Source organism: Curtobacterium sp. MCBD17_040 (assembly GCF_003234805.2).
Classification (GTDB): Bacteria; Actinomycetota; Actinomycetes; order Actinomycetales; family Microbacteriaceae; genus Curtobacterium.
Genome location: NZ_CP126273.1, coordinates 2,252,293 through 2,272,428, shown reverse-complemented (window position 1 = coordinate 2,272,428; position 20,136 = coordinate 2,252,293). Strand labels below are relative to the sequence as shown.

The following is a 20,136-nucleotide window of genomic DNA, read 5'->3' as shown; positions in this document are numbered from 1 at the left end:
CCGCCGCCGTCGGACTCGTTCCGGGACCGCCCTGCGACGCGGTGTCGCACGTCGCCCGCGCCGAGGGCACGGACGTCGAACGGTGCGACGTCGACGGCGCGACGGTGACGGTCCGCCTCCGGGCCGTCGGACCGCTCGTCCCGACGGCGGCGACGGCACGTGCGGGTCCCGCCGCCGTCCCCGGACGACGCCCGGGCAGCACCCCGGCCTCACCACACAGCGGCGCACGCGAGCGGCGGAAGCCGCCGGTCGTGTGTGTATGGTGTGCCTGTCGGTCCGCCACCCACCGACACCCACGGTCCTTCGAGCGCCGCTCGTCGCGCGACGACCGCCCGCAGCATTCGATCAAGGAGTCACGTGCCAGGCACGAAGAAGCTCGTGATCGTCGAGAGCCCCGCGAAGGCGAAGACGATCGCCCAGTACCTCGGCGACGGGTACGAGGTCCAGGCATCCGTCGGTCACATCCGTGACCTCGTGGAGCCCAAGAACCTCCCGGCCGACAAGAAGAAGGGCTCGCTCGGCAAGTTCTCCGTCGACGTCGAGAACGGGTTCGAGCCCTACTACGTCGTCTCCGACGCGAAGAAGAAGACGGTCACCGAGCTCAAGCGCGCGTTGAAGGACGCCGACGAGCTCTACCTCGCCACTGATGAGGACCGCGAGGGTGAAGCGATCGCCTGGCACCTGCTCGAGGTCCTCAAGCCGAAGGTCCCCGTCAAGCGCATGGTGTTCCACGAGATCACGAAGGAGGCCATCCAGCGCGCGAAGGAGGCCACCCGAGACCTCGACACCGCGCTCGTCGACGCGCAGGAGACCCGCCGGATCCTGGACCGCCTGTACGGGTACGAGGTCTCCCCGGTCCTGTGGCGCAAGGTCGGCCCGGGCCTGTCCGCCGGCCGCGTGCAGTCGGCGGCCACCCGGCTCGTGGTCGATCGCGAGCGCGAACGGCTCGCCTTCGTGTCGGTGAACTACTGGGATCTCACCGCGCGGTTCGCGAAGGACGCGTCGGTGTTCCCGGCCCGCCTCGCGCGGCTCAACGGCACCCGCGTCGCCGCTGGCCGTGACTTCGACGACCGCGGCAACGCCACCTCGGACGCCGTCCGGCTCGACGAGGCCTCGGCGAACGGCCTCGCGTCGGTACTCCAGCAGGCCGGCGATGCGGTCGTCCGCAGCGTCGAGTCCAAGCCGTACACACGTCGTCCCGCGGCGCCCTTCACGACGTCGACCCTCCAGCAAGAGGCAGCCCGCAAGCTGCGGTTCAGCGCGCGGCAGACCATGAGCGTCGCCCAGTCGCTGTACGAGAACGGGCACATCACCTACATGCGGACCGACTCCGCGTCCCTCTCGCAGCAGGCCGTCACCGCCGCGCGCAAGCAGGCGGCCGAGCTCTACGGTTCGGACACCGTCCCGGACAAGCCACGCACGTACGCGGGCAAGAGCAAGAACGCCCAAGAGGCCCACGAGGCCATCCGGCCGGCGGGCGACACGTTCCGGACGCCCAGCCAGATGGAGGGCGTGCTCCGCGGCAACGACTGGAAGCTCTACGACCTCATCTGGAAGCGGACGGTCGCATCGCAGATGGCCGACGCCAAGGGCTCCACGGCCTCCGTGGTGATCGGGATCGCCGCACCCGAGGCCGTCGAGGGGCTGGCGGTCACGCAGGGCGGGACGGACGCCGAGTTCACCGCGTCGGGCACGGTCATCACCTTCCGCGGGTTCCTCAACGCCTACGAGGAGGGTCGTGACGAGGACCGGCACGACGCGAGCGACGCGGCCGACACGTCGCTCCCGCAGGTGGCGGAGCGCGACCACCTCGGCGTCGAGGACATCGAGGCCAAGGGCCACGACACGTCGGCGCCGCCGCGGTACACCGAGGCGAGCCTCGTCAAGGCGCTCGAGGAGCTCGGCATCGGCCGTCCGTCCACGTACGCCGCGATCCTGTCGACGATCGTCGACCGCGGGTACGTCACGCCGCGCGGCAGTGCGCTCGTTCCCAGCTGGATCGCCTTCAGCGTCGTCCGGCTGCTCGAGGAGTACTTCCACGACCTCGTCGAGTACGACTTCACCGCCGAGATGGAGGGCGACCTCGACCGCATCGCCGACGGTGAGGCCGACCGGGTCGATTGGCTCAACGGCTTCTACTTCGGGACCGACGCCCAGCGTGGCCTCCGTGGTGTCATCGACAACCTCGGCGAGATCGACGCGCGCGAGATCAACTCCGTCCAGCTCGCACCGGACCTGACGCTGCGGATCGGCAAGTACGGCCCCTACATCGAGGCGCCGAGTGACGACCCCGAGCAGCCCCGTCGTGTGAACGTGCCCGAGGAGCTCGCACCCGACGAGCTGACGGCCGAGAAGGCGCGCGAGCTGATCGAGGCGCCCGTCGTGGGGGACCGCGTGGTCGGCATCAACCCCGCGACCGGCAAGGAGGTCCTGGCGAAGGACGGCCGGTTCGGGCCCTACGTGACCGAGCGGACGCCGGAACCTGAGGCCGAGGTCGACCAGGCCACCGGCGAGGTCCGGGCGTCGACGGCGGCAGACGCTGCCGAGGGCACGACGACGACCGCGACGGCGCCGAAGCGCACCACGAAGAAGGCAGCGCCCCCGAAGGAGCGCACGGCCTCGCTGTTCAAGTCGATGGACCCGCAGACCATCGACCTCGAGACCGCCCTCAAGCTGCTCGACCTCCCGCGCGTGGTCGGGACGGATCCGGAGTCGGGCGAGGAGATCACGGCGCAGAACGGCCGCTACGGCCCGTACCTCAAGAAGGCCGCCGACACGCGGACGCTCCCGAGCGAGGACGCCATCTTCGACATCGACCTGCCCGGGGCCCTCGAGCTCTTCGCACAGCCGAAGTACGGCGCGCGTCGAGCGTCGAGCGCGCTCAAGGAGTTCGAGGCGGACCCGGTGAGCGGCAAGCCGATCAGGGTCAAGGACGGCCGCTTCGGGCCGTACGTCACCGACGGCGAGACGAACGCGACCATCCCCCGCGGCGAGGACGTCGAGGCGGTCGACTTCGACCGGGCGGTCCAGCTGCTCGCGGACAAGCGCGCGAAGGGCCCGGCGAAGCCCCGCGCCAAGGCCACCCGGAAGCCCGCCACCAAGAAGAAGTGAGCGCGTCGGGCCGGACCGGCCGCGGACGGTTCATCACCCTCGAGGGCGGCGACGGCGCGGGCAAGAGCACGCAGGCGGCCCTCCTCGAGGACTGGCTGACCGAGGGTGGCCGGACCGTCGTGCGCACCCGCGAGCCGGGCGGCACCGCGCTGGGCGAGCGCATCCGCGAGATGGTCCTGCACGAGCGTGGGCACGTCGCCCCGCGGGCCGAGGCGCTGCTCTACGCCGCCGACCGGGCACACCACGTCGAGACCGTCGTCCGGCCGGCGCTCGCCCGGGGCGACGTCGTGGTGCAGGACCGCTACATCGACTCGTCGGTGGCCTACCAGGGCGTCGCGCGATCGCTCGGCGCCGACCGGGTCCGAGCGGTCTCGGACTGGGCCGCGGACGGCCTGACCCCGGACCTGACGGTGCTGCTCGACCTCGACCCCGTCGTCGGCCGCCGTCGGGTGGCCGCCGCACGGGGGACGCTGGACCGACTCGAGTCGGAGGCGACCGCGTTCCACACCGCGGTGCGCGACGCCTTCCTCGCCATGGCCCGAGCCGAGCCGGACCGGTTCCTCGTGCTCGACGCCACACGCCCCGTGGAGGAACTGGCGGGGGCGGTGCGCGCTCGGGTCGCGCAGGTGCTCGGAGCGGCGGCGTGACCTCCCGCGATCGCTCCGCGCTGTCGGTGGCCGATGAGAGCGTGTCCCGGTGAGCGTGTGGGACGGGCTGACCGGCCAGGCGGACGCGGTCGCCGCGCTCCGAGCGGCGGCCGAGGCCCCCGAAGGCAGCGGGAGCATGACGCACTCGTGGCTCATCACCGGGCCTCCCGGCTCCGGGCGGTCGAACGTGGCGCTCGCGTTCGCCGCGGCGCTCGTGGGTGACGGCCCCGACGACGACCGAGCCCTGACGCAGGTCACCGCCCGGACGCACCCGGACGTCGCGGTCCTGTCGACGCAACGGGTGATCATCACCATCGACGAGATCCGCTCGCTCGTGACGGGGTCGCACTACGCGCCGTCGGTGGGTCGGCACCGCGTCGTGATCGTCGAGGACGCCGACCGGATGACCGAGCGCACCTCGAACCTCCTGCTCAAGGCGCTCGAGGAGCCCCCGGAGCGGACGGTCTGGATCCTCTGCGCCCCGAGTGAGGCCGACCTCATCCCGACCATCCGCTCGCGGGTGCGGTCCGTGCGCCTCCGGGTCCCGGACGTCGCGTCGGTGGCCGACCTCATCGTCGCCCGCACCGGCGTCGACCGCACCCTCGCGGTCGACGCGGCCCGGCAGGCGCAGAGCCACATCGGGATGGCGCAGCGTCTGGCCACGAGCGCCGAGGCGCGGGACCGCCGTCGCCGCACCCTCGAGACCGTGCTCGCCGTCCGGAGTGTCGGGGACGCGGTGGTCGCCGCGGCCGACCTGCTCGCCGTGGCGGACGAGGACGCCAAGGCCATCACCCAGGAGAAGGACGCCGAGGAGCGTGACGCGGCGCTCCGGTCGCTCGGCGTGGAGCCGGGCGGGACGGTGCCGCCGGCGCTCCGCGGACAGCTGCGTGGGCTCGAGGAGGACCAGAAGCGGCGCGCCACCCGGAGCCTCCGCGACGGCCTCGACCGCATCCTCGTCGACGTCATGTCCCTGTACCGCGACCTGTTGTTGCTCGGTCTCGGCGCGCCCGTCGAGCCCGTGAACGCGTCAATGCAGGCGGAACTCGATCGTGCGCTCACATCGGTGCCTCCCGCCTCCGCGCTCGAGGTGCTCGACGCGGTCGCCCTCGCCCGAGACCGCATCGCCGCGAACGTGGCGGCGCTCCTGGCGCTGGAGGCGCTCATGGTGACGATCGCGCGGGCCGTCCGCTGATGCACGGACGCCCTCGGCGGACGACCGTCGCCGACCGCACCGCCTCTGGGATGATCAGACGATGAGCGACACCGAGCCGGGCCTGCGCGAACGCAAGCGTCGGGCGACCCATCTGGCCATCCAGCAGGCGGCGATCCGGATCGCGCTCGAGCAGGGCCTCGCCGCGGTGACCGTCGACGAGATCTCGCGGCGCGCCGACGTCTCGCCACGCACGTTCTTCAACTACTTCCCGAACAAGGAGCAAGCGCTCCAGGGTGACGATCCCTCATTACCCGACGACGCGATCCTGGTTGAGTTCGCGGCTGGCGGTCCGACCGGCTCGTTGCTGTCGGACGTCGGCTCGCTCCTGATCCACTCGACGCAGGAACTCATCGCCGACCGCGAGCTGCTGCCGGAGCGGCAGCGCCTGTTCAAGGAGCACCCCCAGCTCTTCAGTCAGCGCATGGCGTCGATGAAGGAGTTCCAGGCGCAGCTCTCGGCGGTCGTGGAACGACGGCTCCTGCGTGACCACCCCGATGGCGACCCGGTCGTGCTCGCTCGGCGCTCGACGCTCGTGGCGTTGGTCGCACTCGCGGCGGTGCGGCAGGCGTGGTCGCAGTGGTCGGCGGACGAGGACGCGACCCTGGTGGACAGCATCGAGACCGCGTTCGCGGACCTCGCCGTGCTCGTTTCGCGCACACCCGCCTGATCCGCTACAGTTGACACCCGTGCCGCTCCGGATCCGGAGCGTCCGCCGCCTTAGCTCAGTCGGCAGAGCGATTCACTCGTAATGAATAGGTCGTCGGTTCGATTCCGACAGGCGGCTCGATCGAGGCCCACATCCCCACGTCGGGGTGTGGGCCTCTTCGTCGTGAGCGGTGGTCCGCGGCGCGCTTCGCACACGTCCGTCGCGGTCCCGGTAGACAGGGACCATGACGGTTCGCTGGGGCGTGATCGGGACGGGCGGCATCGCTCGCTCCTTCGTGGAGGACAGCGCCGCGCTCGGGGTGCGCTTCACCGCGGTGGGGTCGCGGACGCGGGACAGAGCGCAGGCGTTCGCGGACGAGTACGGCATCGAGCACGCCCACGGCGACTACGACGCCCTGGTCGCCGACGACACCGTCGACGCGGTGTACGTCGCGACCCCGCACTCGGCACACGCCGAGGACGCCCTGCGGGCGATCGAGGCGGGCAAGCACGTGCTGGTGGAGAAGGCGTTCACGGTGAACGCGGCGGAGGCGCGACGGGTCGTGGACGCGGCACGAGCCGCCGGGGTCCTCGTCGTCGAGGCGATGTGGACGCGGTTCCTGCCGCAGGCGAGCCGGATCCGCCAGCTCGTGCACGAGGGTCGCATCGGACGGCCTCGTCTGGTCGAGGCGACGCACCACCAGGCCCTGCCGACGGACCCGCGGCACCGGCTGAACGACCCGGCGCTGGCCGGCGGTGCGCTGCTCGATCTCGGCGTCTACCCGCTGGCGTTCGCGGTCGACGCGCTCGGCGTGCCGGAGACGGTCGCGGCGGTGGGGTCCTTGAGCGATCAGGGCGTGGACACGCAGATGGGGCTCGTGCTCGGGCACCCGGACGGCGCGCAGTCGGTGCTGCACTTCGCGCTCGACCTGCGCAGCCCGAACGCGGCGTCGATCATCGGGGACGAAGGGCGGATCGACCTCGACCCGTCGTGGATCGGCCCGACGACCTACCGGCTGCGCGATCGGGACGGCCACGTGCTCGAGGAGTTCGACGGGCGTGAGGACCGCGTCGGCTACCACCACGAGGCGCGGGCGTTCGAGGAGATGATCGCGTCGGGTGACCACGAGGGCGGACCGATGCCGATCGAGCAGACCGTCGCGATCATGGAGGTCATGGACGAGGCGCGTCGGCAGGTCGGCGTGCGCTACCCGGGCGAGACGGACGACGCCACCGACACTGGCGCGGAGCCGACCCACCCGTAGAATCGTCGGCGATGTCCGACGACCTCGACGCGCCGAACCACGCCGACCACGTCCCCGCCGCCGACGCCCCGCACGGTGGGCGCGCGGCCTTGACGCGCCTCCGCGGTGCGGTCGCGCGACGCCCGATGCCGTGGGCGGTCGGCGCCTTCGTCGCGGTCCTCGTGCTCGGGTCCGGTGGCGCCGCCGCGATCGCGGCGGCGACGACACCCGGCGCCGGGAGGCCCGTGACCGGCGTGACGGCGGCGAGTGGCGCCTCCCGGTCCGGGCCTCCGGCGACGCGGTCGGCGACACCGACGCCGACGCCGACGGTGGCCGCCCGACCGGTGCCGACCGACCCCGCCGGTCCGACGGCGATCGGGACGTGCTCGGTCGCAGGGGCGGCCTCCGCCGCTGGTCTCGGTCAGTTCGAGGGCGTCGTCGTCGACGCCGCGACGGGCGAGACCCTGTTCGACCGGAGCGGCGGCACGCCCGCACGGACGGGGAGCGTCATGAAGACGCTCACGACCGCGACGGCGCTCGCCGACCTCGGAGCGGGCTACCGCATCCCGACCACGGTGGTCTCCGAGGGTGGCGGCACCGTCGCGATCGTCGGCCACGGTGACCCGACCCTCTCGGCGGGCGGGGCCACCGTCTACCCGGGGGCCCCGACGCTCGCGCAGTTGGCGCAACAGGTCAAGACGACGCTCGGCAGCACGCCCGTGACGACGATCGTCACCGACGACACGTACTGGAACGACGCGGACGCGTGGGACCCGACGTGGCCGGTCACCGAGCGGACCATCGGTTACCAGCCGGAGATCACCGCGCTCATGGTGGACGGTGACCGCGCCAGTCCCGGTCTCGCGACCTCCCCCCGGTCGACCGATCCCGTCGGCCGCGCTGGCGCGATGTTCCGCACCGCCCTGGCGAACGCGGGCGTGGTCGGTGCGGCGTCGGCGACGATCACGAAGCGTGCCACCACGGGCACGACGACCATCGCCGAGGTGCAGTCGCAGCCGGTGTCGACCCTGATCGGGCAGATGATCCCGAACTCCGACAACACGCTCGCCGAGATGCTCGCCCGGATCTCGTCGAAGGTGTCGGGGTCGAACGGCTCAGCGGCATCGCTGACCGGCGTGTACCGCGCGGCCCTGTCGACCTACGGCATCGACGCCTCGGCGATCACGATCAGGGACGGCTCGGGCGAGAGCGCCTCGAACGCCGTCGCACCAGCGCTCGTCGCGAAGCTCATGGTGCAGGTTGCGGCCGGGCAGAAGGGCCTCGGCGTGCTGGCGCAGTCGCTGCCGATCGCCGGTCGGACCGGGACGCTCGCCGGCCGCTTCACGGGGGCGAACGCGGTCGCAGCCGGCAAGGTGCACGCCAAGACGGGATGGATCGACACCGCGAACACACTCGGCGGGTACATGGACGCCGCGGACGGCACGCGGCTGACCTTCGCGTTCTACGCGCTCGGGTCGTCGCGGGCCGCCGCGTTGCCGGCGCTCGACGCGATCACCGCTGCGGTCTACCGATGCGGCGGCAAGCTCGCGAACACCTGACCGTGTGCGGCCGCAGACGGCGGCAGGGGACAGGATGGACGCATGACCAGAGCGCTCGTGATCGTGGACGTCCAGAACGACTTCACCGAGGGCGGCGCCCTCGGTGTGGACGGGGGTGCTGCGACGGCCGCGCGCATCACGACCTTCCTCGGGCGACACGCGGGCGACTACGACGTCATCGTCGCCTCGCGCGACTGGCACCACGGCGACGACGACAACGGCGGTCACTTCGCGTCGGGGGATCCGGACTACGTCACGACGTGGCCGGTGCACTGCGTGGCGGACACCTTCGGGGCCGAGTACCACCCGGACCTCGACACCGCACCGGTCGACATCCACGTGCGGAAGGGCATGGGGGAGCCGGCGTACTCCGCGTTCGAGGGCGTCGACGACCAGGGCCGGGGGCTCGTCGACCTGCTGTACGACCGGAAGGTGCACGCGCTCGACGTCGTCGGCATCGCGACGGATCACTGCGTCCGAGCGACCGCCCTCGACGGTGCCCGAGCCGGCCTCGACGTCTTCGTGTTCGAGGACCTCATCGCCGGGGTCGCGTCCGGACCGAGCGCGGCCGCGCTCGACGAGATCCGCGCGGCCGGTGGGCACGTCGGTCGGAGCGACGTCGGGGAGGGACTCGAGCGCACCGACGGTGCCCAGATCTGACGCGACCCCGAGGAGACGAGCATGAGCGACGGCACGGCCACGACCGCGCGCACGACCACGGCCACGACCGCCCCCACGACCACGATCGACGACGGCGTCGTCCGGGTGACGGACGTGCCGACGGGCCTGTTCATCGCGGGCGGATGGCGTGCCTCGTCGTCCGGCCGGACCTTCGACGTCCGCGACCCGTCGACGGGCGCCGTCATCGCCGCAGTGGCCGATGCCACCCCCGAGGACGCGATGGCGGCCCTCGACGCCGCGGTGGTCGCGCAGGACGCCTGGGCCGCGACCTCGCCCCGGGGGCGCTCCGACGTGCTCCGTCGCACGTTCGACCTGGTGCACGAGCACGCCGAGGACCTCGCGCGGCTGATGTCGCTCGAGATGGGCAAACCCCTGGCCGAGGCGCGCGGCGAGGTCGTGTACGGCGCCGAGTTCCTCCGGTGGTTCAGCGAGGAGGCCGTGCGCATCGGTGGCTCCTACGGCACGAACCCGGAGGGCACGGGTCGCGCGATCGTCCTCAAGCGCCCGGTCGGCCCGGTCTACGCGATCACGCCGTGGAACTTCCCCCTGGCGATGGCGACGCGGAAGATCGGGCCGGCGCTCGCGGCGGGCTGCACGATCGTCGTCAAACCCGCTGACCTCACACCCCTGACGACCCTGTACCTCGCGCGGCTGTTCGCCGAGGCCGGGCTGCCTGCCGGGGTGCTCGGTGTCGTGCCGACCTCGGACGCCCCGGCGCAGTCGGGGCCGCTCATCGCCGATCCGCGACTCCGGAAGCTCACGTTCACCGGGTCCACGCCCGTCGGCTCGGCACTGCTCAAGCTGGCGGCGGACAACGTGCTCCGGACGAGCATGGAGCTCGGCGGCAACGCGCCACTCGTGGTGTTCGACGACGCGGACCTCGAGACCGCCGTGTCCGCGGCGATGGCAGCGAAGTTCCGCAACGTCGGTGAGGCCTGCACGGCGGCGAACCGCTTCTTCGTGCAGGCCGGGATCGCCGATGCCTTCGTCGCGGCGCTCACCGACCGCGTCCGCGGGTTCCGCATCGGCCGCGGGACCGAGGACGGCACGACCATGGGGCCGCTCATCGACGAGCGCTCGGTCGACAAGGCGGCGCGACTCGTCGCGGACGCCGTCGATCGCGGGGCGACCCTCGTGCTCGGCGGGGAGCGCGTGGACCGTCCGGGGACCTACTACGCCCCGACGGTGCTCGACACGGTCCAGCCCGGGTCCGCGATCCTGTCGACCGAGATCTTCGGGCCGGTCGTGGCGATCACCCGGTTCGACACCGAGGCCGAGGCCGTCCGGCTGGCGAACGACACCGAGTACGGTCTCGTCTCGTACGTGTTCACGAAGGACCTCGCGCGCGGCCAGCGCATGGCGGAGCGGCTCGAGTCGGGCATGGTCGGGCTGAACACGGGTGTCGTCTCGAACGCGGCGGCACCGTTCGGTGGTGTCAAGGCCTCGGGGCTCGGGCGTGAGGGTGCCCACGACGGTCTCGAGGAGTACCTCGAGACCGTGTACGTCCTGACGCCGGATCCGTTCGCCGCGCCCTGACCGCCCGGGAACCCCTCAGACCAGGAGCTGGTGCTTCGCCAGGTCCCGGTAGAGCGGCGTCGTCTGCACGAGTTCCGAATGGGTGCCCTGCCCGACGACGCGTCCCTGCTCGAGCACGACGATGTGGTCCGAGTCGACGACGGTGGAGAGCCGGTGCGCGATCACGAGGAGCGTGCGGTCCTCGGTCACGGCGTCGATCGCGGCCCGCATCCGTTGCTCGTTGATGCCGTCGAGGCTCGACGTCGACTCGTCGAGCAGCAGGATCGGCGGTGCGGCGAGGAGCGCGCGGGCGATCGCGAGCCGCTGGCGTTCGCCGCCGGACAGCATGACGCCGTCCTCGCCGACCTGGGCGTCGAGCCCGCGTTCGTCGCGCTCGAGCACGTCGGACAGGTTGACGGCCTCGAGGACGCGCACGCACTCGGCTTCGGTCGCCTCGGGCTTGCCGAGCAGCAGGTTCGCCCGGATCGTCCCCGCGAGCACGGGGGCGTCCTGTTCGACGTACCCGATCTGGCTGCGGAGCTCGGCACGGTCGAGCCCGCGGACGTCGATCCCGCCGAGCCGGACGACGCCGTCGGTCGGGTCGTAGAAGCGCTCGATGAGGGCGAGCGTCGTGCTCTTGCCGGCACCGGAGGGCCCGACGAGCGCGACGCGCGTGCCGCGCCGCACGCCGAACGACACGTCGTGCAGGACGGTCGGGTCACTGGCCGTGCCGGTCGTGTCGCCGTCCGGCCGGGAGGCGGTGCGCGCGCCCGGCAGGCCCCGCGCGTCCGCCCCGTCGACCGCGGGGACCGCCACGGCGGCAGCGGTTCCCGGGACCGTGCCGTCCGCCTCCGTCACCGCGCGGACGGCGGCCTCGCGGTAGTGGAAGGACACGTGCTCGAAGGTGATGGCGTCGTCCGTGGCGACCGCGGGGGCCGGGAGGGCGGCGTGGTCGTCCTGGTCCTCGGTGGGCAGGTCGAGGATCTCCTGGATGCGGCCGAGGGCCCCGAGGGCTTGATTGACCGCGACCGCCGCACCGAACGCCTGACCGAGCGGCATGATCATCATGAACAGCAGCAGGATGAACGTCACGAGGGTGGCGACCTGGATGCTGCCCGCGGCGACCTGTCCTCCGCCGACGCCGATCACGACGATGAACGAGAGCTGCATGGCGATGCTCGCGACCGGGACGACGAACGCCGACATCCGCGCGATGTCCAGACCGCGGCGGTAGGCCTCCGAGGCGTGGCCGTCGATCTCCGTGACCTCGCGTTCGGTGGCACCCGCGGCTCGGATCGTGCGGACGGCGCTGATGCCGCGCTCCACCGCGGCCGTCAGGTCGCCCACCTTCTCCTGCGCGGCCTTGCTCGCGGCGCGGATCCGGCGCGACAGCACGCCGACGACGACGATCGAGACGGCGATCACGATGGCGGTGAGTCCGAGCAGGAGCGGGTCGATGATCGCCATGCCCACGACGGCGCCGATGAAGGTCAGGGCGCCCCCGATCGCTTCGACGAGTCCCTGGGTCAGGACCGCGCGGAGGAGCGTCGTGTCGCTGCCGACGCGGGACACGAGGTCACCCGTGCGGCGGACGTCGAACTCGGAGATCGGGAGGGACAGGATCCGCGCGACGAGGCGCCGCCGGCTCGACAGCACGACGCCCTCGCCCGCCCGCTGGAGCATGAAGTGCTGGAAACCGTTGATGAGCCCCGCGACGACGACCATCGCCGCGAGCGCGACGACGAGCAGGGTCAGGGTGTGCCCCGCCTCGACGGCCTGGATCACCTGGTTCACGAGCAGGGGCTGTGCGAGCGACGCAGCCGAGCCGAGCACGCTGAGCACGACGATGAACACCATCACCGGGCGGTTCTCGAACAGGTACGGGAGCAGCGAACGGAAGGTCGCGCGGGGTCCGTCCGGCTGCTTGCGGCCGCGTCGGGCCAGGGGATTGCTCATCGGTTCCTTCTCGGATGGTGCCGGGCGCATGCCCGTGACGGAGGTCGCGTCAGCAGCGGCCGTACTTCTTGTGCACGGCCTGACGGCTCACGCCGAGGAGCGTGGCGATCTCCTGCCACGAGGCTCCGGCGTTGCGTGCGCGACGGGCGGCGATCGCCTCGACCCGGTCGACCTCGCGACGGAGGTCCCGCACGGCACCGAGGGCCGTGAACGGGTCGTCGTCGCCGGCGTCGGCCGCGAGCGCGGTGATCGTGCCGCTGTCCATGGGTGTCAACCTACATTGACACTCGCAGCATGTCAACCCGCGTTGACGGAGGCGCCCGTCCGCGCCACGGCGACGGGCGCCCGTCGACCGGTGCCGGTCCTCCCGGTCGGTCGGCGAGCGCCCGTCGTGCTGGCGGTGGCCCGCGTCAGGGAGCGAGGCTCCCCGCGCTGGTGGTCCCCTCTGTCGTGCCGGCGCCGACGGTGCCGTCCGTGCGGTCGAAGTCGCTCCCGCGGGTCTCGCGGACGAAGAACAGCGCGACGAGCGTGACCACCGCCGCTCCCGTCAGGTAGAGCCCGACGAGGAAGATGTTCCCCTTGGCGCTCCACAGGGCGATCGCGACGGTCGGGGCGAGTGAGGCGCCGAGGATGCTCGCGACGTTGTAGGCGACGGCCGAGCCCGTGTACCGGACGTTCGCGGGGAACAGCTCGGGCAGGAGCGCACCCATCGGACCGAACGTCAGGCCCATGAGCGAGAGTCCGACGACGAGGAACGTCACCGTGCCGAGCGGCCCGTGCGCGGACGCGAACCAGAACTGGAACGTCAGGCCGAACAGCACGATACCGATCGTCGTCAGGATGAGCGTCGGGCGGCGCCCGAAGCGGTCCGCGAGCATGCCGGCGATCGGCGTGAAGATCCCGAAGAAGACGACGCCGATCATGAGGAGGCCGAGGAACTCGCCCCGCGGGTACCCGAGCCCGATCTTCGCACCGGCGGTCACGGTGGACGGCGCCGTGCCGTACGTCAGCGTGAACGTCGTCATGAAGTAGAACAGCACGTACGTCGCGACCATCCCGAACGTCCCGACGACGACCGCACGCCAGGACGTGCGGAACACACGGCCGAGCGGCACCTTGGCGACCGCGCCCGATTCCACGACCCCCGTGAACACCGGCGACTCGATGAGCTTGAACCGGACGTAGAGTCCGATCACCACGAGCACGGCGCTGAGGAGGAACGGGATCCGCCAGCCGAAGGACTGGAACGCGGGCGATGCCGCCTGTCCCGCCGCGGCCGGCATGAGCGCGTTGAGCACGATGAAGACGCCGTTGGCGATGAGGAACCCGATCGGCGCGCCGAGCTGGGGGAGCGACCCGAAGACGCCCCGGCGGCCGGACGGCGCGTTCTCGGTCGCCAGGAGCGCCGCCCCGCTCCACTCGCCCCCGAGGCCGACGCCCTGGCAGAACCGCATGACGGCGAGGAGGACCGGCGCCCAGACACCGATCTGCGCGAACGTCGGCAGGACGCCGATGAGGAACGTCGCGCTCCCCATCACGAGGAGGGAGGCGACCAGCGTGGTCTTCCGGCCGATGCGGTCACCGAAGTGGCCGAAGATGATCGATCCGACCGGGCGTGCGAAGAACGCCAGCGCGAACGTCACGAACGACGACAGCTGCGAGGCGACCGCGCTCTCGTTCGGGAAGAACAGGCTGGGGAACACGAGGACCGCGGCCGTCGCGTAGACGTAGAAGTCGTAGAACTCGATCGACGTGCCGACGAGGCTGGCGATCACCACGCGGGAGCGCGGGTTGGTGGTGGGTGCGGCGACGGACGTCGCCGGAGCGGGTGCGGACATGGTTGCGCGTCGGACTCCGAGGGGAGCACCCGGGACGGGTGCGGTGCGGACACGAACGTCGGGTCGACGACCGGTTCGCGCAGGTGGGCGCGGACACCGGTCGGATGCGTTCGTCGAGGTACCGCTCGTGACGGTCCACACAGTCTACGTGCTCGTCGTCGAACCTGCGAATCCGCCCAGAGCGTGGGATACCAACGCCGCGGCGCCGGATGGGCTCCGCCGCCCGACCGATCAGCCGGGGAGGTCCGCCTCGAGATGCGCGGGGAGGGCGTGTCCCATCCGGTCGCGCTTCGTGTCGAGGTAGCCGGCGTTCTCGGCCGAGACTCCGACCACGAGCGGCACGAGCTCGTCGACGACGATCCCGTGCTCCTCGAGCTGCCGGCGCTTCTCGGGGTTGTTCGACAGCAGCCGGATGTGGGTGATCCCGAGGTCCGTGAGGATCCCCGCGGCCCCGCCGTACTCACGCGCGTCCGCGGGCAGGCCGAGCGCGAGGTTCGCGTCGAGCGTGTCGAGCCCGTCCTCCTGCAGCCGGTAGGCGCGGAGCTTGTCGATGAGCCCGATGCCCCGGCCCTCCTGCCCCCGCAGGTAGACGACGACCCCGCCCTCGGCGGCGATGGTGTCGAGCGCGGCGTCGAGCTGCGGGCCGCACTCGCACTTGAGCGACCCGAAGGCCTCGCCGGTCAGGCACTCCGAGTGCACCCGAACGAGCGCTCCGTCGGCCGGGGCGTTCCCGGTGCGGTCGCGCGCGATGACGGCGACGTGGTCTGCCCCGGTCACGAGGTCCCGGTACGCGCGCATCTCGAACCGGCCGTGGACGGTCGGGACGGTGGTGGCGACCTCGAACCGCACGGGACTGCCCGGTGTGGGGGAGGTCAGCGCGTCGCTCATGTGGTGCTCCGGTCGATGCGGGCCCGGAACAGCAGGTCCGGGCCGAGTTCCGTGGACGATGCGATGGTCAACCGCAGGCGGTCGTCCATGCTTCCCACGCCGAGGTCGTCGAGGGCCGTCCGTGGACCGCCGAGCAGGACCGGCGCCGTGTACACCAGCAGTTCGTCGGCGAGGCCGTGCCGGATGAGGGCGCTCGCGACCGTCGGACCGCCCTCCGCGAAGACGGTGTGCACCCCGAGGGGGCGGAGGGAGCGCAGCACTGCCTCGAGGTCGTGGCCCGGAACCGCGCGGAAGCCGCGGGGATGGCGACGCAGTGCGGCGTCGTCCGGCACCGCGCGGTCACCGACCACGACGGGCAGGGGCTGCACCGGCATGAGCTCGCCCGCGTCGCCCCGCGCGGTGAGGCTCGGATCGTCGGCGAGCACGGTACCGGTACCGACGAGCAGCGCATCGTGGTCCGCACGCTGCTCGTGGACGTGCTGCCGCGCGGCCGCCCCGGTGATCCACTTGCTCGAGCCGTCCGCCGCCGCGGCTCGGCCGTCGAGGCTCATGGCCCACTTCACCGTCACCCAGGGCCGGCCGAGTCGGACCGAGAGCAGCCAGCGCTCGAGGAACGACTCGGCCTCGTCCGCGAGGAGCCCGGACACGACGTCGACGCCCGCGGCGCGGAGGCGCGCGGCACCGCCGTGCGCGTGCTCGCCCGGGTCGTCGATCGCGTACACGACGCGGGTCACCCCGGCGTCGAGCAGAGCGACCGAGCACGGTCCGGTGCGGCCGACGTGGTCGCACGGCTCGAGCGTGACCACCATCGTCGCACCACGGGCCGCGCCCGGCGGGAGCGCCGACAGTGCGTCGACCTCGGCGTGGGGCGTGCCCGCACCACGGTGGTGTCCCTCGGCGAGCACGGAGCCGTCCGGCGCCAGGACGACGGCGCCGACGCGCGCGTGGTCGCCGACGCGCGGGCCCTCGGCCGCGAGTTCGAGCGCGCGGCGCATGGCCCGCTCCTCGGCCGGGGAGACGGGTCCGGAGGGCGCGGTGCTCACCCGGTCGAGCATAGCGAGGCTCCCGGCTGGCGGCCGGGCGTCAGGCGTCGAGCGCGGCCGCGGGCCATGGCAGGTCCGAGGCCGATCGGCCGTCCGCTCGGAGCAGTCCCTTCCAGCAGGTCACGGGGGTGCCGTCACGGCCGGGGATGAGCCCGGGACCGGTTCCGGTGTAGGCGAACCCCGCCCGTCGCGCCACCGCGGCCGACGCCCGGTTACCGACGAAGCACTCCCAGTACACGTCCTCGTGGCCCTGCTCGAACGCCCACCCGGTCACGAGCCGCACGGCCTCGGCCATGAGCCCGTGCCCGCGCGCCGAGGGCGCGAGCCAGAAGCCGATGTCGCGGTGCGCGGGCCGGAACGCCACGACGCCCTCGAGCCACGTGCTCGACGGCCGGCGGATCGCCCACGTGTACTCGCGGTCGGACGCCCAGCCCGGGCCGACCAGGGCGTCGACGAAGGCATGGGCGTCACGCGGCCCGTACGGCATCGGGATCGTCGTCCAGCGCGCGATCTCGGCGTCCTGGCATGCCTCGGTGATCGCGGGTGCGTCCGCCCGCGTCGGCATGTCGAGGCGGGCGACGGGGGACCGCAGCGTGACGGGGAGCACGTCCGGCGGGGACGGGTCAGCGGTGCCGCGGCACGAAGCCGATGCGGTCGTAGACGGTGGCGAGCGTGGTCTCGGCGATCGACTCCGCCCGGTCCGCCCCGACGGCGAGGAGACGGTCGAGCTCGGCCGGGTCGTCGAGCAGCTCGAGGGTCCGCGCGCGGACCGGCTCGAGCTCGGCCACGACGGCGTCCGCCACGGAGCCCTTGAGATCGCCGTAACCCTTGCCCACGAAGGCCTGCTCGAGCTCCGGGACCGGGGTCCGCGTGAACGCCGACAGGATCGTGAGCAGGTTGGTCACGCCCGGCTTGTGCTCGCGGTCGGCGCGGACGTCGCGCTCGGTGTCCGTGACGGCCGATCGGATCTTCTTGGCGGTGCGCTTCGGGTCGTCGAGCAACTGGATGAGACCCGCGTCGGTCGCCGCCGACTTGCTCATCTTGCTCGTCGGCGTCTGCAGGTCGTAGATCCGTGCGGTCTCGGCCAGGATGTGGGCCTCGGGCACGACGAACGTGTCGCCGAAGCGCGAGTTGAAGCGGCCCGCGAGGTCCCGCGTCAGCTCGACGTGCTGGCGCTGGTCATCGCCGACCGGCACGATCGCGGACCCGTAGAGCAGGATGTCGGCGGCCATGAGCATCGGGTACGTGAACAGGCCGACGGACGCCGACTCGGTGCCCTGCCGTGCGGCCTTGTCCTTGAACTGGGTCATCCGGCTCGCCTCACCGAAGCCGGTGATGGTGTTGAGCACCCAGGCGAGTTCGGCGTGCGCGGGGACGTGCGACTGCACGAACAGCGTGGACTGCTCGGGGTCGATCCCGGCCGCGATGTACTGCGCGGCCGTGCGACGGGTGTTCTCGCGCAGGGCGGCCGGGTCCTGCGGCGAGGTGATCGCGTGCATGTCGACGACGCAGTAGATGGCGTCGTACGTGGTCTGCAGGTCCCGCCACTGCATGAGCGCGCCGATGTAGTTGCCGAGGTGGAGCGATCCGGCGGACGGCTGGATGCCGGAGAACAAGCGGGTCTTCGTCATGGTGCAGGTGTCCTTGCGTGGGCGGCCGAGGGGCCGGGGAGTCGGGGGTCAGACCTCGTAGTCGACGACCACGGGGGTGTGGTCGGACCATCGCTGGTCGTACGCGGCCGCGCGGTCCACCGCGTACGCCGTGACCTTCGCCGCGAGCGCGGGCGTCGCCATCTGGTAGTCGATGCGCCAACCGGAGTCGTTGTCGAACGCCTGGCCGCGCCACGACCACCACGTGTAGGGGCCGGGGACGTCGCCGGCCTGCTCCCGTCCGACGTCGACCCATCCGAGCCCGGTGCCGGTGGTGCCGTCGACGCAGTCCACCTGCTCGCCGGCGGCGCCGAGGAAGCGGTCGAAGTAGGCGCGCTCGCGGGGCAGGAAGCCGGCCCGCTTCACGTTGCCCTTCCAGTTCTTGATGTCGCGCTCGTCGTGCCCGACGTTGAGGTCGCCGACGACGACCGCGAGCTCGTTGTGCCGCTGCAGGGCCGGGAGGCGCTGCTCCATCGCGTCGAGGAAGCGCCACTTCTCGTCCTGCTTGGGGGTGTCGGCCTCGCCGGAGTGCACGTAGGTGCTCACCACCGTGACGACCGCGTCGCCGACCTCGTAGTCGGCCTCGAGCCACCGGCCCGCCGAGTCGAAGTCGTCCGGGCCGAGCTCGACACGGTGGATCCGGGCCCGGTCGCGCGAGGCGATCGCCACGCCCGCGCGGCCCTTCGCCGTCGCGGGGTCGTGCACGACGTTCCAGTCCTCACCGAGGAGCTCCTGGAGGTCGTCGGTGGACGCACGGACCTCTTGCAGGGCGAGCACGTCGACGTCCCGCCCCTGCAGCCAGTCGCCCATGCCCTTGCGGAACGCGGCGCGGATGCCGTTGACGTTGACGGTCGCGAGACGCAGGCGGGTCATGCGTCCAACCCTAGCGGCGGCCTCCGACGGGGCCCGTCCCGGACGTGCGCCCCTGCCGGGAGGTCCGTGGCGGCGCCACCACGGGCCTCCCGGCCGGCGGGTGGCGCGACGCGGCCGGCGCGGCCGCGGTCAGGCCGCGTCGTGGTCGGTCTGCAGGAAGGTCACGAGTGCGTCGGCGGTCGCGTCGGCGTCGTCGCCCGTGACCGTGAGCGTGACCTCGTCGCCGTTCTCGACGCCGAGCCCGAGGAGACCGAGGATGCTGCCCGCGTTGGCCGACTTGTCGCCCTTGGCGATCGTGACCTGGTGACCGGACGCCGTGACGTTCTGCACGAACAGCGAAGCGGGCCGCGCGTGCAGCCCCGATCCGCTGGCGACGGTGACGGTGCGGGTGGCTTCGGACATCGGAACTCCTGTCTCGATCGGACGCATGGTCCGAGTGGATGCGCCCTCATGGTAGCGAGCGCGGCCGGTGTGGCCGTGGACGGTCGCGCCCGACGGGTCAGTCCCGTCCGGGCCAGAAGACCTCGGTGCCGGCGGCCTCGACCTCGCGCACGAGGTCGAGGTTGACCGCGGGGTCGGTGATGATCGTGTCGATCGCGGCGAGCGGTGCCACGCGCCCGAACTCCTCGCGGCCGAACTTCGAGTGGTCGGCGAGCAGGATGCTCCGCCGCGCGGCCTTGATGAGTGCGGTCTTCACGGCGGCCTCCGCCATGTTGTGCGTCGTCAGGCCCCGCTCGGGTGTGATGCCGTTGATGCTGAGGAAGGCGACGTCGACGCTCACCATGCCGACGAGCTGGTGGGTCCACGTGCCGACGCCCGCGAGGGAGTCGCTCCGGATGTTCCCGCCGAGGAAGTGCAGGTCGATCCCGGGCCGGGTGGCGACCGCCATCGCCACCGGCAGCGAGTGCGTCACGACGGTGAGCCCGCGGTCGGTCGGCAGCATCTCGGCGAGGCAGATGGTCGAGGTGCCCGCGTCGATGATGATCGAGCCGCCCTCGGGCAGTTCGTCGAGCGCGGCCTCGGCGATCACCATCTTCTCGGCCGTGTTGATGCCGCCGCGGTCGCCCACGCCCGCGTGGATCGTGATCCGCTCGACCGGGATCGCGCCGCCGTGCGCGCGCCGGACGAGGCCGCGCCGTTCGAGGCTCGTGAGGTCGCGGCGGATCGTCTCGGGCGTGACCGCGAGGAGTTCAGCGAGGTCCTTGACGTCGACCCGCCCCTGCGCGCGCGCCTGCTCGACGATGCGCTGGTGACGTTCTGGTGCGTACATCGGA

17 protein-coding genes, 1 tRNA gene and 1 pseudogene are annotated in these 20,136 nt (G+C 72.3%); 9 read left to right on the top strand and 10 right to left on the bottom strand.

Features of this window, described 5'->3' with window-relative positions; all coding sequences use genetic code 11:
* Window positions 1-357: 357 nt before the first annotated feature.
* The 9 genes from topA to DEI94_RS10580 all read left to right on the top strand — a co-directional run bounded on the left by topA (window position 358) and on the right by DEI94_RS10580 (window position 10,636).
* Window positions 358-3,111, top strand: coding sequence for a type I DNA topoisomerase (gene topA, locus DEI94_RS10620; RefSeq protein ID WP_111026219.1), 2,754 nt, complete (start codon window positions 358-360; stop codon window positions 3,109-3,111).
* On the top strand, window positions 3,108-3,758 hold the full coding sequence (tmk, locus tag DEI94_RS10615) for a dTMP kinase (protein WP_111009484.1): 651 nt from the start codon (window positions 3,108-3,110) through the stop codon (window positions 3,756-3,758). Before topA ends, tmk begins: the two co-directional genes overlap by 4 nt.
* 49 nt (window positions 3,759-3,807) lie before the next feature.
* Window positions 3,808-4,950: a DNA polymerase III subunit delta' gene (locus DEI94_RS10610; protein WP_111026218.1), complete on the top strand. Its 1,143-nt coding sequence runs from the start codon at window positions 3,808-3,810 to the stop codon at window positions 4,948-4,950.
* A gap of 61 nt (window positions 4,951-5,011) precedes the next feature.
* Window positions 5,012-5,638 (top strand): TetR family transcriptional regulator, encoded by a 627-nt coding sequence (locus tag DEI94_RS10605; protein WP_111026217.1) that lies wholly within the window; start codon window positions 5,012-5,014, stop codon window positions 5,636-5,638.
* Between the two features lie 44 nt (window positions 5,639-5,682).
* A tRNA-Thr gene (locus DEI94_RS10600) sits at window positions 5,683-5,755 on the top strand.
* A gap of 106 nt (window positions 5,756-5,861) precedes the next feature.
* On the top strand, window positions 5,862-6,881 hold the full coding sequence (locus DEI94_RS10595; protein WP_111026216.1) for a Gfo/Idh/MocA family protein: 1,020 nt from the start codon (window positions 5,862-5,864) through the stop codon (window positions 6,879-6,881).
* 11 nt (window positions 6,882-6,892) lie between these two features.
* The gene (gene dacB, locus DEI94_RS10590; RefSeq protein WP_258372174.1) at window positions 6,893-8,419 is read left to right on the top strand and encodes a D-alanyl-D-alanine carboxypeptidase/D-alanyl-D-alanine endopeptidase; all 1,527 of its coding nucleotides are present in this window, start codon (window positions 6,893-6,895) and stop codon (window positions 8,417-8,419) included.
* Window positions 8,420-8,461: 42 nt separating this feature from the next.
* Window positions 8,462-9,079, top strand: coding sequence for an isochorismatase family protein (locus DEI94_RS10585; RefSeq protein ID WP_111009488.1), 618 nt, complete (start codon window positions 8,462-8,464; stop codon window positions 9,077-9,079).
* A 21-nt stretch (window positions 9,080-9,100) separates the two neighbouring features.
* Window positions 9,101-10,636, top strand: a complete 1,536-nt coding sequence (locus tag DEI94_RS10580; RefSeq protein WP_111026215.1) for an NAD-dependent succinate-semialdehyde dehydrogenase — start codon at window positions 9,101-9,103, stop codon at window positions 10,634-10,636.
* 15 nt (window positions 10,637-10,651) lie between these two features.
* On the opposite strand, the gene DEI94_RS10575 is transcribed toward DEI94_RS10580, so the two are convergent.
* The 10 genes and pseudogenes from DEI94_RS10575 to DEI94_RS10530 form a co-directional block, all read right to left on the bottom strand.
* On the bottom strand, window positions 10,652-12,571 hold the full coding sequence (locus DEI94_RS10575; protein WP_111026214.1) for an ABC transporter ATP-binding protein: 1,920 nt from the start codon (window positions 12,569-12,571) through the stop codon (window positions 10,652-10,654).
* Window positions 12,572-12,620: 49 nt separating this feature from the next.
* On the bottom strand, window positions 12,621-12,836 hold the full coding sequence (locus DEI94_RS10570; protein WP_111009491.1) for a helix-turn-helix domain-containing protein: 216 nt from the start codon (window positions 12,834-12,836) through the stop codon (window positions 12,621-12,623).
* Window positions 12,837-12,981: 145 nt separating this feature from the next.
* Window positions 12,982-14,409 (bottom strand): MFS transporter, encoded by a 1,428-nt coding sequence (locus DEI94_RS10565; protein WP_111009492.1) that lies wholly within the window; start codon window positions 14,407-14,409, stop codon window positions 12,982-12,984.
* Between the two features lie 231 nt (window positions 14,410-14,640).
* Window positions 14,641-15,264, bottom strand: a pseudogene (ribA, locus tag DEI94_RS10560) (GTP cyclohydrolase II); the annotation flags it as partial.
* Between the two features lie 29 nt (window positions 15,265-15,293).
* Window positions 15,294-16,292 (bottom strand): bifunctional diaminohydroxyphosphoribosylaminopyrimidine deaminase/5-amino-6-(5-phosphoribosylamino)uracil reductase RibD, encoded by a 999-nt coding sequence (gene ribD, locus DEI94_RS10555; RefSeq protein ID WP_111009624.1) that lies wholly within the window; start codon window positions 16,290-16,292, stop codon window positions 15,294-15,296.
* Between the two features lie 88 nt (window positions 16,293-16,380).
* Complete coding sequence (locus tag DEI94_RS10550; protein WP_111009494.1) at window positions 16,381-16,947, bottom strand: GNAT family N-acetyltransferase; 567 nt, start codon at window positions 16,945-16,947, stop codon at window positions 16,381-16,383.
* Window positions 16,948-16,963: 16 nt separating this feature from the next.
* The gene (gene trpS / locus DEI94_RS10545; RefSeq protein WP_111026213.1) at window positions 16,964-17,971 is read right to left on the bottom strand and encodes a tryptophan--tRNA ligase; all 1,008 of its coding nucleotides are present in this window, start codon (window positions 17,969-17,971) and stop codon (window positions 16,964-16,966) included.
* 48 nt (window positions 17,972-18,019) lie between these two features.
* Window positions 18,020-18,862 carry an exodeoxyribonuclease III gene (locus tag DEI94_RS10540; RefSeq protein WP_111009496.1) on the bottom strand — a complete coding sequence of 281 codons (843 nt, stop codon included), beginning with the start codon at window positions 18,860-18,862 and terminating at the stop codon, window positions 18,020-18,022.
* 129 nt (window positions 18,863-18,991) lie between these two features.
* Window positions 18,992-19,264 carry an HPr family phosphocarrier protein gene (locus DEI94_RS10535; RefSeq protein WP_111009497.1) on the bottom strand — a complete coding sequence of 91 codons (273 nt, stop codon included), beginning with the start codon at window positions 19,262-19,264 and terminating at the stop codon, window positions 18,992-18,994.
* Between the two features lie 97 nt (window positions 19,265-19,361).
* Complete coding sequence (locus DEI94_RS10530) at window positions 19,362-20,132, bottom strand: DeoR/GlpR family DNA-binding transcription regulator (protein ID WP_111026212.1); 771 nt, start codon at window positions 20,130-20,132, stop codon at window positions 19,362-19,364.
* Window positions 20,133-20,136 lie beyond the last annotated feature (4 nt).